The following is an 18,320-nucleotide window of genomic DNA, read 5'->3' on the forward strand; positions in this document are numbered from 1 at the left end:
CGCCTTTGCTCCTACTTCGTTAACATACGAGAAATTACAAGCCTTTGAATCTCTTGTGTTCCCTCATATATTTGTGTAATCTTTGCATCGCGCATATAACGCTCTACTGGATAATCTTTCGTATAACCGTAACCACCAAATACTTGTACCGCTTCAGTCGTCACCTTCATCGCTGTATCGCCTGCAAATACCTTTGACATCGCTGACTCTTTCCCATACGGAAGCCCTTCCGATTCAAGCCAAGCCGCTTGGTATGTTAGAAGACGCGCCGCCTCCACATCCGTTGCCATATCTGCAAGTTTAAAGCCAATTCCTTGCTGCGCCGCAATTGGTTTCCCAAACTGATGACGCTCTCTTGCATACTCTACAGAAGCATCTAAAGCCCCTTGCGCAATACCGACTGCTTGCGCGGCAATACCATTACGGCCGCCATCTAATGTTTGCATCGCAACTTTAAATCCTTGCCCCTCTTCCCCTAGTAGGTTCTCTACAGGAATACGGCAATCTTCGAACATAATTTCAGTTGTTGGTGAAGAGCGAATCCCTAACTTGCTTTCCTTCTTCCCAACTGAAAATCCTGGTGTATCACTTTCCACAATAAACGCGCTCGTACCACGCTGCTTCGATTCGGGATCAGTTAACGCAAAAACAACATAAATATCAGCAATACCGCCATTTGTAATAAAGATTTTCGATCCATTTAAAATGTAATGGTCTCCATCTCGTTTCGCAGTTGTCCTCATTCCGCCAGCATCTGAACCAGAACTTGGTTCCGTTAAACCGTATGCGCCAATTTTCGCTCCTTCTGCCATCGGTCGTAAAAACTTTTGCTTTTGTTCTTCCGTTCCAAATTTAAAAATTGGCCAACCAGCAAGTGAAGTGTGTGCAGACAGCGTTACACCTGTTGAAGCACAAACACGAGATAATTCTTCGATAGCAATTACATACGCTAAGTAATCGCTTCCAATTCCGCCGTATTCTTCAGGCCACGGAATGCCGGTTAAACCAAGCTCTGCCATTTGATCAAATAGTGCACGATCAAATCTCTCTTCTTCATCACGCTCAGCTGCCGTCGGTGCTACTTCGTTCTTAGCAAAATCCCGAACCATTTTTCTTATCATTTCATGTTCTTCTGATAGTTTAAAATGCATTCCCGTCTCCCCCTTGTCCTTTTATAAAGCTCGACTAATAACAAGTTTCTGTATCTCACTCGTTCCTTCATATATTTGCGTGATTTTCGCATCACGGAAAAATCGTTCTACTGGATAGTCTTTCGTATAACCGTAACCACCAAATACTTGCACCGCTTCAATCGCAACTTCAACAGCCGTCTTAGAAGCGAATAATTTCGCAATAGAAGCTTCTTTACCGCATGGTAATCCTTGCGCTCTTAGCGATGCCGCTCTGTATACAAGTAATCGCGCTGCTTCTACACTAGTCGCCATATCTGCAAGTTTGAATCCGATTCCTTGCTGCGCCGCAATTGGCTTGCCGAATTGCTCACGCTCTTTCGCATAATCAATCGCACATGCAAGCGCCGCTTCCGCGATTCCTAATGCCTGCGCTCCGATTCCAATTCGTCCAACATCTAAATTCGCCATTGCCACCTTAAATCCTTGTCCTTCTTCACCAAGTAAATTCTCGGCCGGCACTTTCATATCTTCAAACGTAAGTTGTACCGTGCGAGAACCAAGAAGTCCCATTTTATGCTCATCTTTGCCGATAACTAAGCCTGGTGTATCTTTCTCTACTATAAATGCAGAAATCCCACTTTTTCCTGCCTCTGGATTTGTAGAAGCGAATACAATGTATGTACTTGCTTCACCGCCATTTGTAATAAACACTTTCGATCCATTAATAATGTAGTGATCGCCTTTCTTTACAGCTCTTGATTTCAAACTCCCTGCATCTGAGCCTGCATTTGGTTCTGTTAATGCAAATGCACCTAAATATTCACCAGTCGCAAGTTTAGAAACATATTTCTGCTTCTGTTCTTCTGTTCCAAAATATAAAATCGGGTTCATTCCAACTGACGTATGTACAGCTAAAATTACACCAACCGTTGCACTTACCTTTGAAATTTCCTCAATTGCTAAAATGTAAGAAATAAAATCCATTTCTGCCCCGCCATATTTTGCAGGCGCTGGAATACCCATTAGTCCAAGCTCACCCATCTTCTGCAAAATCTCTTTCGGGAATACCCCTTGTTCCATACTAGGAACAAAGGGAGCTATTTCCTTCTGCGCAAAATCTCGAACCATTTTCCTCATCATTTGTTGCTCTTCAGTAAAATGAAAGTTCATGTACTCCGCCTCCGTTTGCTATATATCTTTTTAATAATTTGGTAAGACCACTATTTTAATAAAAGGAGGACTTTATTCGTAAACGTAGAAACCACGGCCTGTTTTACGTCCTAACCATCCTGCGTTCACATACTTGCGTAATAATGGACATGGGCGATATTTACTATCTCCTAATCCTTCATGCAACACTTCCATAATGTATAAACATGTATCTAAACCGATAAAATCAGCTAATGTAAGTGGTCCCATCGGATGATTCATACCTAGTTTCATTACTTCATCAATCGCTTCTTTCGTCGCTACACCTTCATATAACGTATAGATCGCTTCGTTAATCATCGGTAATAAAATACGGTTCGATACAAATCCTGGGAAATCATTTACTTCAACTGGCACTTTCCCGATTTTTTTCGTAATATCTTCAATTGTTTCGTACACTTCATCATCTGTAGCTAAACCACGAATAATTTCAACAAGTTTCATAACTGGAACTGGATTCATAAAATGCATGCCGATTACTTTTTCTGGGCGTTTCGTTACTGCTGCAATTTCAGTAATTGGTAGAGAGGACGTATTCGTCGCTAAAATTGCGTGTTCTGGAGCGATTTCATCTAGATTCGCGAAAATTTTCTTTTTAATGTCCATTTTCTCAACAGCCGCTTCAATAACAAGATCCGCTTCCTTCACACAATCTAAATCAAGCGTTACTGTAAGGCGATTTAACGTCGCTTCCTTTTCTTCTTCCTTCATGCGCCCTTTTTCTACTTGACGCGCTAAGTTTTTCGTAATGATAGCCAATCCTCTGTCTAATTGCTCTTGTTTTAAATCTTGTACCTTCACATCATATCCTGCCATTGCACATACTTGTGCGATTCCCGAACCCATTTGTCCTGCACCAATTACAACTATTTTTTGTACACCCATTCTTTCTTCCCCCTTAATGTAAATTGTTAATAAATCAAAAATCACCTACACGTAAATTAACAAACTTCAATCATAATTGCGTCACCTTGACCGCCACCGCTACAAATAGAAGCAATTCCAATTCCGCCGCCGCGCTGCTTCAGTGCGTGGATAAGTGTAACGATAATACGCGCCCCACTTGCTCCAATTGGATGTCCCATTGCCACTGCGCCGCCATTTACATTCAATTTATCTGGGTCAATTCCTGCAATCTCTGTACTTGCAATTGCTACCGCTGCAAATGCTTCATTAATCTCGAATAAATCGATATCTTCAATTGTCTTGCCTGTTTTTTTCAACAATTCGTTAATTGCATAACCTGGCGTTCTTGGGAAATCTTTAGACTCCACTGCAATTGCTGTATGTGCCAAAATTGTCGCTAATGGCTTTCTTCCTTCTTGCTTTGCTCTGTCTTCGCTCATTAATACGAGCGCAGCACCGCCATCATTTAGTCCAGGAGCATTACCCGCTGTCACTGCCGACGTCTTATCAAATACAGGTTTTAATTTCGCTAATTTTTCAATCGTTGTATCCGCGCGTGGCGCCTCATCTTTTTCAACGACAATAGGATCGCCTTTTCTTTTTGGAATCGTTACTGGCACGATTTCCTCTTCAAAACGTCCTTCTTTATGCGCTGAAACCGCACGCTGATGGCTACGATATGCCCATTCATCTTGCGCTTCGCGAGAGATTCCATCTTCCTTCGCAACTTCTCCGCCATAAACACCCATGTGTATACCTGAAAATGCGCATGTCAAGCCGTCAGCAACGTTTAAATCGATGATTTCGTTGTTCCCCATTCTGTATCCCCATCTTGCACCTCGTAAAATGTAAGGACTGTTACTCATCGACTCCATACCACCAGCTACAATTAGTGATTGATCGCCAGTACGAATAATTTGATCCGCTAACGTAACCGCACGAAGCCCTGATGCACAAACTTTATTCACTGTTTCCGTCTGTACTTCCCAAGGGATTCCAGCAGCCCTCGCAGCTTGGCGCGATGGAATTTGCCCCTGTCCCCCTTGAATAACTGTTCCAAATATAACTTCCTCAACATCACTAGCAGAAACATTTGCTCTCTCAAGCGCTGCTTTAATTGCAATTCCCCCAAGTTCTGTCGCCTTCACGTCTTTTAAAGATCCTCCAAATTTCCCAACCGGTGTTCTTGCAGCACTTAAAATAACTGTTTTACTCATATCTATTTCCCCCATCTCTTTTTTTAGCACCGAGCGCTCGCTCGGTGTCCTTACGTTGAGAAGAGGTGCAATGATTGCACCTCTCTCTAAAGTTGTATTCATGCTTGCAGATTACATCGCTTCTTTCTTCTGTCCGATAACAGAGCGTTCTAAAATCTCTGTTACATCAAGAGTTTGAACCTTCTCTTCTACTTCTTTCGCTTTCGTCCCATCGCTAATCATCGTTAAGCAATATGGACAACCTGTACCGATAATGGATGGTTGCACAGCTAGTGCTTGTTCTGTACGAGCAACGTTAATACGTGAACCTGCTGTCTCTTCCATCCACATTAAGCCACCACCTGCGCCACAGCACATTCCGGTTTCACGGTTACGTGCCATTTCTACAAGATTCACACCAGGAATTGCTTTCAAAATATCGCGTGGCGCTTCGTATACTTCGTTGTATCTTCCTAAGTAACAGGAATCATGGTACGTAACTGTTTCCTCAATAGCGTGAACAGGTTTTAAGCGTCCTTCTTTCACCCACTGAGCTAACAATTCTGTATGATGATAGACTTCTGCTTGCAAGCCAAAGTCTGGATACTCATTTTTAAATGTGTTATAAGCGTGAGGATCAATCGTAACGATTTTCTTCACTCCTGCTTTTTCAAATTCCTCGATATTCTTTGTCGCCATCTCTTGGAAGACAAATTCATTTCCAAGACGTCGCGGTGTATCTCCAGAATTCTTTTCTTTATTACCAAGTATCGCGAATGAAATGCCTGCTTCGTTCATTAACTTCGCAAACGATATCGCAATCTTCTGACTACGATTATCATATGATCCCATTGAACCAACCCAGAATAAATATTCGAACTCCTCGCCAGCTTTCGATTTTTCTTTTACAGTTGGAACCGTTACTTCATCATCACCTTGGCGCCAAGTTTCACGCTCTTTACGGTTCAGTCCCCACGGATTCCCTTGACGCTCGATATTTGTCATCGCACGCTGCGCTTCCGCGTCCATCTTTCCTTCTGTTAGAACGAGATAGCGGCGTAAATCAATAATTTTGTCAACATGCTCATTCATAACCGGACACTGATCTTCACAGTTACGGCACGTTGTACAAGCCCAAATCTCTTCCTCTGTAATAACATCTCCGATTAAACTCGGATCGTAAGTAAGCGTTGTAGCTGCTGATTCTTGTTGCCCTTTCCCAGCTGCCATCATCGCTAACTGATTTCCTTGTGTATTATTAAAAGCAACTACTGGAACCCACGGTGCTTTTGATGTCACTGCTGCTCCTTTATCAGTTAAATGATCGCGAAGTTTTAAAATTAAATCCATCGGCGATAACATTTTCCCTGTCCCTGTTGCCGGGCACATATTTGTACAGCGACCACACTCTACGCAAGCGTATAAATCAATAAGCTGATTTTGTCTAAAGTCTTCGATTTTACCAACACCAAATGTTTCTTGCGTTTCATCTTCAAAGTCAATCTTTTCAAGTTTCCCTGGATTTGAAAGACGTCCGAAGAAAACGTTAACTGGTCCCGCAATTAAATGCGCGTGTTTTGATTGTGGAACATACACTAAAAACGTTAACAAAATTAGTAGATGCACCCACCAAGAGAAATAGAACACAGAAATGGCTGCGGTTTCATTTATTCCCGAGAAAACGTAAGCGATTGCAGAAGCGATCGGTTCACTCCATGAAAGCTCCTCGCCGTGCCATATAATTCCCATCCCATTACCGAGTAGCACAGAAATCATTAAGCCACCAATAAAGATAAGAACAAGGCCTGATTTGAAATTACGTTTTAAACGAACTAGCTTCTCAACATAACGTCTATGAAAAGCCCAAAAGACTGCAATTAAAATAACAAGTGTGACAATTTCCTGGAAGAATGTAAATGCAGGGTATAGTGGTCCAAGTGGAAGATGTGATCCTGGTGCGAGTCCTTTCCAAACGAAGTCAATTGCTCCAAATTGGACAAGAATAAATCCGTAAAAGAACATAACGTGAATAATGCCGCTCTTCTTATCTTTCAGCAGCTTTTTCTGACCGAAAACATTGACCTTAAGGAGATCCCAACGCTCTTTAAAACGACGGTCAAATTCAATCTTTTTTCCTAACTGTATGTAGGCCATCCTCGTCCGTATAAGATACACAAACAAATATCCCGCATAAGCAATAACAGCAATGGCAGCCAGCCAATTAATGATCAGTAAGCTATTCATTTTTATGCTACCCCTCTCTTTGTAAGCCCTCTTTCTTTTTTAGAATCTTCAAAAACATATAATTTTCTGAATTTTATCCCCTGTCTTCATTATATAATGAGTGAGCATTCAGTCAACAGTTTTTTGTTATACAACAACATATTTTTTAATAAAGCTGTTTATTTCGGTGAAACTATAAAGTGAAACTTTAATCCGTAGGGGGTTGTTTCCTCTCGCCTGATTCCTTTAAGTAAGCCTAATTTTTAAGTAGGAGGCTTACCGCCCCTTAATATGGGATAAGGTGAAGCCAATCGGGATTTTCCGGGCAGCCAGTAAAATGAAGGCGAAAAGAATGCAAAGGAGGGAATTCACTTATGTTCTTCTTATCTCTCTTGTTAATATGCGTTACTCTTTGGATCACAATTGACCTTTTATATGGGAGAATTCTTCATTTAAAGCGTGTGCGCTCTCGTACTTTCCCTTTACGTCAAAGTAATTTTCACCTTTATACATACGGGCAAGATTTATATGATGCTTTATTTACTGATATACAACAAGCAAGGCACCATGTGCACGTTTTATTCTTCATTGTAAAAAACGATAAAATCAGTCGTGAATTTTTAAAGTTACTTATCGATAAGGCACAGGAAGGAATTGAAGTAAGACTTTTACTCGATCGATTGGGAAGCCATTATTTATCAAACGAGGCAATTCGTTCCCTACAAAAACACGGCGTCTCTTTTTCATTTTGTCATAAAGTGAAATTTCCTTTTCCGTTCTTTTCTGCAAATCAAAGAAACCATAGAAAAATTACAGTTATTGACGGGAAAATTGGTTATATTGGTGGGTTTAATATTGGAGAAGAATATTTAGGGCATAATCAAAAATTAGGATTATGGCGCGATTATCATTTACGTCTTACAGGAGAAGGAATACAAGATTTACAAAAGCAATTTTTACATGATTGGCTCGACGATACGAACCAAAATTTATTAGATTCACCTCTTTATTTTCCTAAGCAACAACCAGGAATCATTCTACATCGTTTTATCCCTACTGATGGTGCCTATTTGCAAAATACATTTTTACATTTAATCGAAGGTGCGGAAAAAGAACTCTTTATCGGTACACCATATTTCATTCCTGGGAAGAAAATTATGAATGCATTATTAAAAGCGCGAAAACGTGGGGTCCAAATCACGGTTCTCGTTCCAGAAAAAGCGGATCACGCCCTTGTTCGCGAAGCAAAATTCCCATATTGCCGAAAGTTAATACAAGCTGGTTGTAATATTTACGCATTTCAACAAGGGTTTTTTCACGCTAAAGTTATTATAGTCGATGATTATATTTGTGATATTGGAACTGCAAACTTTGATATGAGAAGTTTATATATTAACCATGAAATCAACTGCCTTTTATATGATAAACATTTTATACAAACAGTAAAAAACAAATTCCATGAAGATCTAGAAAATGCGTCGTTACTTTCCTTTAAAGATGTTAGCCCGCATTCTCTTATTGATAGGGGAAAAGAATGGGTAGGAACGATACTTGCTTTCTTTCTATAGGAAAGATAATGGATAAAGGAGATGTATTCATTATGATTATGCGTTTCGGATATGTCTCACATGCAATGGCACTCTGGGACTGTTCTCCGGCTAAAACGATGACATTTACAAGCTTTCAAAAGCTTAGTAAACAAGAACGAGAAGATAAATTATACGATGTTACACGGCAAAATCTTGAGCATACAATACGTATTCTTCATTACAATATAGCGCATGAAATTCCATTATATCGCTTATCTTCTTCCATCGTCCCACTTGCAACGCATCCCGAAGTCGAGTTTGATTATATCGGGGCATTTACACCGCTTTGGCGTAAAATTGGGGCATTAATTAAAGAATACAATTTGCGAGTAAGTTTTCATCCAAATCAATTTACGCTATTTACAAGCGACAAGCCACATATTACAACTAACGCTATTACAGATATGGCCTATCATTATAAAGTATTAGATGCAATAGGAATTGCAGATTCTTCTTATATTAACATCCATGTAGGTGGTGCCTATGGAAATAAAGAACAAGCAGTTGGACGTTTCCATGAAAACATAAAAAAACTTCCTGCACATATAAAAGAGCAAATGACGCTTGAAAATGATGATAAAACATATACAACTGCTGAAACTTTATCGATTTGCCAAAAAGAAAAGATTCCATTCGTATTTGATTATCATCATCACATGGCAAACCTTTGCGAGGAACCGCTAGAAGTGTTACTCCCTGCAATTTTTGAAACTTGGTCACATACAAATGTCCCTCCTAAAGTTCACATTTCCTCCCCTAAATCAAAAAAAGAATTTAGGGCTCACTCTGAATATATTGATTTAGAGTTTATTAAGCCTTTCTTACACATTGCAAAAAAAATCAACCATAATTTCGATATTATGATTGAAAGTAAACAGAAAGATTTAGCAATGCTGCAATTAATACATGAATTATCCTCTATAAGAGGGATAAAAAGAGTAAATAGCTCAACATTACAATGGTAAATTGTAATGTTGAGCTATTTTTTTCAAAAAAAGTAATTTTTATAGTAAAAAACAACCTATTGTATATGCTATGATTGGAATTAGCATTTTCCACCTGCGATTCAACTTTATTGAAACGGAGCCATAATATGATTAATCAAAAAAAATATGTACACTTTGTCACGATGTATATAATTATATTTTCCCTTTGGATATTTCTTATCCCTAAGGACTTGAATATAAAAGAAATTGGAATTCTCTTCTTATTTTGTTTTGCTGCACTCTTTTCTTGCTATTGCTTATATAAAGCTATTAAGAAAATGAAGCGTAGTGATAAATTATTTTGGGTTTTATTACTCTGCACTTGCATATGCGGACTAACTATGGAAATAACTTTATTCCTTCATTCACTTTCTATATATGATCAAGTCATATTCTCATATAAGGCATTGCCCTTTTTCATCATACAATATATTTTGCTCTTTTCTGGGTTTGCTATCAAATTCATAAAACATTACTCTATTAGAGGCCTTGCTCAATTTTCATTCGATAGCATCTTTATTGTTATTATGAATATTTATTTTACCTTAACTTTTATTTTGGACCTCTCAAGCTTTCGTATGTTAACAACAGATCACTGGGTTTTAATTGGATACTTTATTGCACAAGCATTAGTAATTTACGCCGTTATTAGCCTATATAGACGAGAACAATATTCTGCTAGCAGAATTTCATTAATTATCGGTTTTACTATCATACTTGTATACGGGTATATACATCTGTTCCAACTAAACATGGGGATGAAAACTTCTTCTGAAGTCTCTTATTTAGTACATACTGCTTCAATTTTATTAATTGGTTTATCTTCCATACTATACATTTTGGACAAACCAATGCAGCATGAAACGAAAACAAAGTATTATCGATTTGATTATGTGCGCTTTATATTACCCTATTTCAGTATAATCATTACTTTTTCCTTTATTCTTATTCAACCTTGGGATGATAAGTTCATGCTAATCGGTCTAGTATTATCACTCATCTTATTATTCCTACGACAACTTTACATGTGGAAAGATAATCAAGCACTAATCGATACATATGAACAGTTGACTACACAACTAGAAGGCAAAGTAGAAGAGGGTGCATCTGCGTTATCAAAGAGTGAACAACGCTATAAATCATTATTCGAAGATCATCCCGATGCCGTTTTCTCTTTAAATATGGATGGTATTTTCCAACAATCTAATACAGCTTGTGAAAGCTTATTTACTGCCTACTATTGTGAAGTAGAAAGCTATTCTCTTCTACACTTTATTGACTCAAAAGACCATGATCTACTAAAGAAAGCTTTACAAATAACAAAAGAAGGTAGACCACAAACTTTAGAAGTTCGCACAAAAGAAAAAGAAGGCTACTATTATTACCTTCACGTTACACTCATCCCTACTTTCATAAACAAAGAAGTTGTTGGGATGTTCGGCATAGCACGTGATATTACAACTTTATATGAAAAACAAAAACAAGTAGAACATTTAGCCTTTCATGATGCACTGACTGGATTACCAAATCGCCGAAAGTTTGAAAAAGATTTAAAGAACATTTTAAATATAGCTCAAACTAGCGCAAATGATGTTGCCGTCATGTTCCTTGATTTAGATCGATTCAAAAAAATTAACGATAGACTTGGTCACGACGTCGGAGATCTATTATTAATTGAAGTAGCAAAAAGGTTACGCAGTTGCTTGCGTTCGAAGGATATCGTTGCTCGCCAAGGCGGAGATGAGTTTACAATTCTATTACCAGATATGTACTCAGAAAAAAGTGCTGCTTTTATAGCTGAACAAATTTTAACCATTTTAAACAAACCATTCTTCATTAAAGACGAAGAACTATCTATTACACCGAGTATCGGTATTGCCATGTATCCTGATTACGGAACCGATGTTACTGAATTAATGAAAAATGCCGATATGGCTATGTATCGCGCGAAAGCAAATGGGAAAAACAGATTTGTTTTCTTCTCAAAAGAAATGAGTATCGCCCAAAATGAAATTCAATTCTTAGAAGGCGAACTTGCAAAAGCATTACAACAAAATGAATTTTTCCTTGAATATCAGCCACAAGTAAGCACGAAAACAAAACAAATTATCGGTTTTGAAGCATTAATTCGTTGGAAGCACCCAAAACTCGGCATCGTGTCTCCTGCCCAATTCATTCCTCTAGCGGAGGAAACCGGATTTATTATTGAACTTGGAAATTGGATTTTACGTACGGCTTGCTTAGAGGCAAAAAGATGGCATAATCAGGGGTTTTCTCACTTAAAAGTTGGTGTGAATTTATCTGTTGTTCAATTTAACCATGCAGATTTAATCCCTACTATTTCAAAAGTGTTAGAAGAAACCGAACTAAAATCAGAAGCACTAGATATCGAAATCACAGAAAGTATCGCAATTAATCAAAATCAATCTGTCATTTCCAAACTAGAACAGCTTCAAAATCTCGGTATTCAAATTTCAATCGATGACTTTGGAACTGGTTATAGTTCTTTAGCTTATTTAACAAAATACCCAATCAACACATTAAAAATTGCTCGAGAGTTTATTTGCGGAATTACAAATAGTCCTTTAGAGGAAGCGATTATCTCCTCCATCATTACACTATCTAAAGAACTAAATTTAGAAGTTATTGCAGAAGGTGTAGAGACGGAAGAACAATGGAAGTTTTTATATGAACAAAACTGTAACCACATTCAAGGATTCCTTATTAGCAAACCTGTTTCTAGTAAAGACGTTTGGATGTTACTCCACAAAAAAACAACCGTCTAAGTAAGACGGTTGTTTTTTAATATTCAAAAGGTAGATCTCCAGCTAATTGTACCTCTTGATCATTATGAGAAATTACTTGGCTTTTCTCTAATGCTGTATCACCTAATGAAATACCCCATGCCATTGCTAACGTTAATAGGCTACCAATAAGTAGTTTCTTCATATTCCATCACCCACATTTTTTATTTTAATATATCATGAAATTTTATCCATATCCTATGCAATTATGCATATCCATTTTTTAGGTTATCTATCTACTGATTTTATCTGCGAGCGCTTCTTTATATGCATGCATTTCTAATATATCAAAAAAGAAACTTGCCTTTTTATATGCATCTTCAATCTCTGCCTCATCATACCCCAATTTTCCTAGGCATTCGCCTCTTTGATAATATAGCTGTCCAATTAATGCCATACTATTAATTCGGCATGATATTTCAATTGCTTTATTTACTTGATAAAGTGACTCTTCATATTGTTCGTCTAAGTATAATGCTTTTGCATGATTATATCTTACCTTCACGTCGAATTCTTCATTATCATGCAATGTCTCTAATTGTTTTAATATATCTTCAAATAACTCAATACTTTTCTTAAAATAATTATTTTCAGCATAAATATTTGCAATTGCATTCTCTATATAGAGATTTTGGTATACGTCTATTCCAGCTAATTGTTGGTTTAACAATTTTTTTAATTCTAAAATACAATATTCGTAATCGATTTTCTTCAATATGTAAGCTGCTACATGATATTGCCATTGAAGAAACTGCTGGAATTCAGGATGATATTCTTCCTTTTTTAGCTCATTCCATACTCTATTATAAATCTCTTTATATTTTTTTTGCTTACACAGCATAATGACTTGATCTTTAAACTGTTTTTTTCTTTCAATATCAGAATAAATAAGTACCTCATAAAAGTGAATAATGGGAACTTGTAATTTTGCTGCGATACCTTGTAATATATCCATACTTGGGTATACCGCGCCCGATTCAATTCGACTCACTTCCGATTGATGACATATGTTATCGGATAACTGTTTTTGTGTTAATCCCCTCATTACCCTAATCTTCTTAATTTCACTTCCTAATTTTTCTGCGTGCATACTTACTCACCATCCCATTATAACAATCTAATTTGTTAAGTTGTCATACCACTACCATAATGTGAATTCGACAATTTTTGATATGAAATAATGCATAATATATATAAAATTCGGCAAATTTTTCATACAATCCATCTCACATAATATAATAGACTAGTAATTTTATAGATAAATTATAGAAAATTTGCCCATGCTTTCGTTACATTCGGTCTTCTTTATCCTTTATCAGCAGAAGCTATTCACACCCAAGAACTAGCTAGAAATGAAGTAAAAGTTGAAATCGCTCAGCCTAGTTTAACGATTTAAAAATTAACACAACCTCAAAATGATATAAAAATATATGGCGAAAAAGTATTTAAAGGGTGAGATAAACGAGGCTAAAGCTCAACAAGAGTGAGTGACAACTGAAATGAATGTAGATTCCCAACCTACAAATAAAGAAACAAAAGAAAATCAAACCGAAGTTCACCTTGCACAAACTTACAAAAATTACAAAGTATATTGCCAAGATTTTATTGTAAAAGTAGATAAAAATGGAGTAATTACAACTGTTAGTGGTAAAATTGTCCAAAATTTAGACCAACAACCTAATCTTACTATAACAAATTTTTTGTCGAAAAATGAAGTAAAATCTAAATTACGCGATATACTTCAAATTCTGAGCGATGCGACTGCGACAAAACTCTCTATTGAAATACTTGCTTATAAGAAAAAAGAAGTTTACCACTCATAGGTAAACTTCTTTTCATATCCATCCCTTTTCTTCCGCAATTGTAATTGCCTCAATTCTATTTTTCGCATCAAGCTTCGTTAATACTTCAGAAATATAATTACGTACTGTACCAGGCGAAAGATACAGCGCCTTCGCAATTTCATTTGCCGTCTTTCCTTCTTTCGCAAGTAGCAATACTTCTTTTTCACGATCTGATAACGGATTTTGCTCCTGCCATAAGCCGAACATTAAATCTTGAGAGATCTCTCGCTTTCCTTTCATTACATTACGAATCGCTGCAGCTAAATCTTCACTTGGGCTATCTTTTAATAAATATCCGTGCACGCCAGCTTTCATTGCTCGTTCAAAATATCCAGGGCGCGCAAATGTTGTTAAAATCATTACTTTGCATGCTGATTTTTCTTTCTGTAACGTTTCCGCAACATCTAATCCGCTTTGAATTGGCATTTCAATATCCATAATGCTTACATCAGGTTTTAGCGATTCAATTAGTTTTAACGCCTCTTCCCCATTGGCAGCTTGCCCAATTACTTCAATATCATCTTCTAGATCAAGTAGGGCCCCTAATGCACCACGAAGCATCCGCTGATCTTCTGCAATAATAATTCGAATCATGCCCTCACCTCATCTTTTCCTGTTCTAATGACAACTGGTACTTTTACTATTAATAGTGTCCCTGGATTGATTGTGCCCAGTTCAACAAACCCGTCAATAAGAGCGATGCGCTCTTTCATACCACGAATGCCATTTCCATCATGGTTTTGATCTGCTAAACCAACTCCATTATCTTCTACTGTCAAAATTAATTCACCTTGTGATTCTAGTACAGAAACTGTGCAACGCGTCGCTTTACTATGCTTTACAACATTCGTCACAGCCTCACGTAAACACATTCCTAAAATATTTTGTTCAATTGGTGATAACGAACTTGCACTCGTTTCTTGTTTTATTTCTAATTCAATAGTAGCAGCTTGTAAGATTGCTTTTATTTGCTCAAGCTCTTCTTCCACTGTAATCATACGCATATCAGAGATTAATTCCCTTAGCTGCTTTAAAGCGGTACGAGATGTTTGTGTAATTTCCTTCGCTTCCGCACTTGCACGCTCCGGATTTTTAACAATTAACTTCTCCACGAGCTGACTTTTTAAAGTAATGAGTGATAACGTATGTCCTAACGTATCATGAAGATCTCTTGCAATCCGCTGCCGCTCTTCACGTTTTACTAAGTCTTTAATTTGCTCATTCGCTTCGTTTAATTGATTTCTTAACATCTTTTTTTGATTAAAGTTGCGCATACCAAATGGCGTAATAAGCATTAAAATAAACATCGGAACGATATTCACTAAACTTGTAGTTGATATTTGATTCATATTTACAAATATAAAAATCCCAAGCATTACAGCTAACAAACTTAACAACACTCGAAACTCTTTCTTATTTGGCGCAAACCCTATCGCACTTGCTGTGAAAAAACCAAAGAATATCATGAAGGCATTATAATAAAAAGCAAATAGCAGTGTGAGTATCATTTGCATACATGCCCATAAAACGAAAGTCTTATTAACAAAATAAAGTTGACGGTATGTGATAACAAAAAGTATCAACATACCACTCCCCATTACAAGCTTCCATCCCGATGCTTGTGCTAGATGGTAAATTGGAAATAACAGATACACAAGCCACATATACGGGAAGAAACCCATCTGTTTCGGAAAAATCTCAATCCTCTTCTTCTCTATCATTTATACCGCTTCCTGTCTTTTTCTTATATATATTGATATTACAACAAATATAAGGAAATAACCTCCTAGTACCGCGATATTTTCCCAACCAACTGATTTTCCAGCTACAATATCCCATGCACCGCTTCCGAAGTGATATGTTGGTGTCCATTCACCAATCGTTCTTAATATTTTTGGGAATACTTCAATCGGCATCCATAACCCGCCAATTACAGCTAGACTCATATTTAAAATATTCGCTAAACCCGCTGCTGCATCTGCCTTTTTAATAGAACCTATTACTGTTCCTAACGCTAAAAATGGTGTTACACCTAACAACAACCATAATCCAGCGCCAATCCATTGCCCTACTGTTAACTCGACATGATTAATTAATATTCCTGCGATAAAGATAACTAAGATTGAAAAAGCATTCACTACAGTTTGAGCGATGATTTTGGCTGTTATATATGCCCCCTCTGGAAGTGGTGTAATTTTTAACAAATGTGTCCACCCTTGCCCCTTTTCCTGAGAAATCCTTACACCGAAACTAAAAAGTGCCGTCCCTACAATACTAAAAGTCGCCATTGAGATTAAATAATGCGCTTTCCAAGCATCTCCGTTTTGTGGCACTTGAATAACATTTGTGAAAATGTAGTAAAACATAACTGGCATTAATAATGAGAAAAAGATAAACAATTTATTACGAAACGTACGTAAAATTTCTATTTTGCATTGCATCCATAAAGCTCTCATGCGATTCCCTCCTCCTGATTTGCGATAAACTGTTCAAATGCTTCATCAAGACTTCCACGTTCAACTGAAACATCTGTTACAGGTAAGTTCTTTTGATAAATCGCTTTTAAAGTTGCATCTGTATCTCCAGTTGTTAAAGTGAAGTGCCCTTCGTTTGACTGTACTTCGGTTACGCTCGGTAACTCTTTTAGTAATTTTGCAGGAATACTTTCCTTCGAATAAAACTTGATTGTTTTTCGCGAAATCGTCGCCTTCATCTCATCTGGTGTACCATCTGCGATAATCTTTCCATTCGCAAATAATAAAATGCGATTCGCCAATGCATCCGCTTCTTCTAAATAGTGCGTTGTTAAAATAATTGTTTTCCCTTCACTTGCTAACTTTCGAATTGTTTCCCAAAACGTTCTTCGAGACGTAATATCCATTCCAACTGTCGGCTCATCTAAAAATAACAAATCAGGATTTCCTGCAAGTGCGAGTGCAAAGTTTAATCTTCTTTTTTGCCCACCTGATAATTTCTCACATCTTTGCTTTCGCTCCGATTCTAAATTTGATAACTGTAGCAACGTTTCTTTCGCTACCGGATTCGTATAATAACTACGGAATAACTCAATTGCCTCTTCTACTGTAATGCTATCAATGACACTTACTTCTTGTAGCATCGCACCGAGGCTATTACGAACATCTCTATGCTTGGGACTCTTTCCAAATATAGAAACAGTTCCTTCCGTCGGATCCTTTAATCCAAGCATCATCGACATCGTCGTCGTTTTCCCTGCACCATTCGGTCCAAGTAGTGCTACTATTTCTCCTTTATTCACATGAAATGAAACGTTATTTACTGCCTTTTTATATTTAAATGTTTTAGAAACACCATTTACTTCTATAATCTTTTCCATCTCTCCACCCCCGCTGTTTCTTATATTTACATTGTACGTGTTGGAAAACTTAGGAAACAGTATGATGCGTCATGACATCGATATGACAATTGTCATGTATTCCTTATGAGAGGAATCAGCCCACATACCGCAAGCGAGTAGCAGGACGAAAATAAACATGATACAATCGGGTAAGATATACATTCGAGGAAGGACAGTGGTTTTCATGATTATTCGTAATGAACAAGATTTAGAAGGCTTACGAAAAATCGGCCGCATCGTTGCACTTGCACGTGAAGAAATGAAAAAAGAAGCGAAGCCAGGTATGACAACGAAAGAGCTTGATTTGATCGGTAAAAAAGTATTAGATGAGCATGGTGCTATTTCTGCACCTGAAAAAGAATATGATTTCCCAGGTGTAACTTGCATCAGTGTAAACGAAGAAGTTGCTCACGGTATTCCAGGAGATCGCGTATTAAAAGAAGGCGACTTAGTAAATGTCGACGTATCTGCTGCACTTGATGGCTATTATGCAGATACAGGTATTTCATTTGTACTTGGAGAAGATGAAGCAAAAGAAAAGCTTTGCCAAGCAGCGGTCGATGCATTTTGGGCAGCAATGAAAAAGGTGAAAGCCGGTTCCAAACAAAACCAAATTGGTCGTGCTGTTTCAAACTTTGCACATAAAAATGGATATAATGTAATTCAAAACTTAACTGGTCACGGTATTGGTCTTAGCTTACACGAAGCACCAAACCACATTTTAAGCTACTTTGACCCAATGGATAATGCGCTTCTAAAAGACGGTCTTGTTATCGCTGTAGAACCATTCATTTCTATGAAAGCTGATCACATTATCGAACGTGGCGATGATGGTTGGACATTCGTTACACCTGATAAAAGCCTTGTTGCACAATGTGAACATACAGTTGTCGTAACACGCGGCGAGCCGATAATCTTAACAGAAATATAAAAAAGAACCGCTTCTTAGTAGGAAGCGGTTCTTTTTACATACTTTTTTGAAAAGAGGCAATACGGTTGAACTCTTTTTCATTTACGTATATAATTTTTAACGAAGGTGATTGATGATTATCTC

General features: G+C 37.4%; 16 protein-coding genes. 5 read left to right on the forward strand and 11 right to left on the reverse strand.

All coding sequences use genetic code 11. The annotated features are described in order from the left end of the window. Positions 1 to 11 precede the first annotated feature (11 nt). The 5 genes from acdA to DT250_RS08820 all read right to left on the reverse strand — a co-directional run bounded on the left by acdA (position 12) and on the right by DT250_RS08820 (position 6,688). A complete protein-coding gene (gene acdA, locus DT250_RS08800) occupies positions 12 to 1,151 on the reverse strand; it encodes an acyl-CoA dehydrogenase AcdA (protein ID WP_088064870.1) in 1,140 nt (379 codons plus the stop codon). Positions 1,152 to 1,172: 21 nt separating this feature from the next. After that, complete coding sequence (locus tag DT250_RS08805; RefSeq protein WP_087985984.1) at positions 1,173 to 2,303, reverse strand: acyl-CoA dehydrogenase; 1,131 nt, start codon at positions 2,301 to 2,303, stop codon at positions 1,173 to 1,175. Positions 2,304 to 2,375: 72 nt separating this feature from the next. After that, a complete protein-coding gene (locus DT250_RS08810; RefSeq protein ID WP_000538863.1) occupies positions 2,376 to 3,227 on the reverse strand; it encodes a 3-hydroxybutyryl-CoA dehydrogenase in 852 nt (283 codons plus the stop codon). Positions 3,228 to 3,283: 56 nt separating this feature from the next. After that, on the reverse strand, positions 3,284 to 4,567 hold the full coding sequence (locus DT250_RS08815; RefSeq protein WP_149212941.1) for an acetyl-CoA C-acetyltransferase: 1,284 nt from the start codon (positions 4,565 to 4,567) through the stop codon (positions 3,284 to 3,286). Between the two features lie 9 nt (positions 4,568 to 4,576). After that, positions 4,577 to 6,688: a (Fe-S)-binding protein gene (locus tag DT250_RS08820; RefSeq protein ID WP_149212942.1), complete on the reverse strand. Its 2,112-nt coding sequence runs from the start codon at positions 6,686 to 6,688 to the stop codon at positions 4,577 to 4,579. A gap of 353 nt (positions 6,689 to 7,041) precedes the next feature. Here DT250_RS08820 and cls point away from each other — a divergent pair, with 353 nt between their 5' ends. From cls to DT250_RS08835, 3 genes are all read left to right on the forward strand, one after another. Then, complete coding sequence (gene cls, locus DT250_RS08825) at positions 7,042 to 8,235, forward strand: cardiolipin synthase (protein ID WP_149212943.1); 1,194 nt, start codon at positions 7,042 to 7,044, stop codon at positions 8,233 to 8,235. 32 nt (positions 8,236 to 8,267) lie between these two features. Further along, positions 8,268 to 9,221: a UV DNA damage repair endonuclease UvsE gene (gene uvsE, locus DT250_RS08830; RefSeq protein WP_149212997.1), complete on the forward strand. Its 954-nt coding sequence runs from the start codon at positions 8,268 to 8,270 to the stop codon at positions 9,219 to 9,221. A gap of 128 nt (positions 9,222 to 9,349) precedes the next feature. Further along, positions 9,350 to 12,028 carry a DUF4084 domain-containing protein gene (locus DT250_RS08835; protein ID WP_149212944.1) on the forward strand — a complete coding sequence of 893 codons (2,679 nt, stop codon included), beginning with the start codon at positions 9,350 to 9,352 and terminating at the stop codon, positions 12,026 to 12,028. Positions 12,029 to 12,044: 16 nt separating this feature from the next. Here the strand turns inward: DT250_RS08835 and DT250_RS08840 are convergent, their stop codons facing one another. Next, entirely contained in the window at positions 12,045 to 12,191 is a 147-nt protein-coding gene (locus tag DT250_RS08840; RefSeq protein WP_000734732.1) for a quorum-sensing peptide PapR, read from the reverse strand. A gap of 87 nt (positions 12,192 to 12,278) precedes the next feature. Further along, positions 12,279 to 13,136 (reverse strand): transcriptional regulator PlcR, encoded by an 858-nt coding sequence (plcR, locus tag DT250_RS08845; protein ID WP_149212945.1) that lies wholly within the window; start codon positions 13,134 to 13,136, stop codon positions 12,279 to 12,281. A 409-nt stretch (positions 13,137 to 13,545) separates the two neighbouring features. Between plcR and DT250_RS08855 the strand changes: the two genes are divergently transcribed. Beyond that, the gene (locus tag DT250_RS08855) at positions 13,546 to 13,869 is read left to right on the forward strand and encodes a bacillolysin (RefSeq protein WP_149212998.1); all 324 of its coding nucleotides are present in this window, start codon (positions 13,546 to 13,548) and stop codon (positions 13,867 to 13,869) included. Between the two features lie 12 nt (positions 13,870 to 13,881). Here the strand turns inward: DT250_RS08855 and DT250_RS08860 are convergent, their stop codons facing one another. From DT250_RS08860 to DT250_RS08875, 4 genes are read right to left on the reverse strand one after another with little or no spacing between them, the layout of a single operon-like run. After that, complete coding sequence (locus DT250_RS08860) at positions 13,882 to 14,484, reverse strand: response regulator transcription factor (protein WP_000619263.1); 603 nt, start codon at positions 14,482 to 14,484, stop codon at positions 13,882 to 13,884. After that, on the reverse strand, positions 14,481 to 15,611 hold the full coding sequence (locus tag DT250_RS08865) for a sensor histidine kinase (RefSeq protein ID WP_097907574.1): 1,131 nt from the start codon (positions 15,609 to 15,611) through the stop codon (positions 14,481 to 14,483). Before DT250_RS08865 ends, DT250_RS08860 begins: the two co-directional genes overlap by 4 nt. Next, on the reverse strand, positions 15,612 to 16,346 hold the full coding sequence (locus DT250_RS08870; RefSeq protein WP_064470371.1) for an ABC transporter permease: 735 nt from the start codon (positions 16,344 to 16,346) through the stop codon (positions 15,612 to 15,614). Further along, positions 16,343 to 17,245 carry an ABC transporter ATP-binding protein gene (locus DT250_RS08875; RefSeq protein ID WP_149212946.1) on the reverse strand — a complete coding sequence of 301 codons (903 nt, stop codon included), beginning with the start codon at positions 17,243 to 17,245 and terminating at the stop codon, positions 16,343 to 16,345. Before DT250_RS08875 ends, DT250_RS08870 begins: the two co-directional genes overlap by 4 nt. Positions 17,246 to 17,402: 157 nt before the next feature. Between DT250_RS08875 and map the strand changes: the two genes are divergently transcribed. Further along, positions 17,403 to 18,197 carry a type I methionyl aminopeptidase gene (map, locus tag DT250_RS08880; RefSeq protein ID WP_002096176.1) on the forward strand — a complete coding sequence of 265 codons (795 nt, stop codon included), beginning with the start codon at positions 17,403 to 17,405 and terminating at the stop codon, positions 18,195 to 18,197. The last annotated feature ends 123 nt before the right edge of the window (positions 18,198 to 18,320 follow it).

It is taken from the genome of Bacillus sp. AR2-1 (genome assembly GCF_008368755.1).
Classification (GTDB): Bacteria; Bacillota; Bacilli; order Bacillales; family Bacillaceae_G; genus Bacillus_A; species Bacillus_A wiedmannii.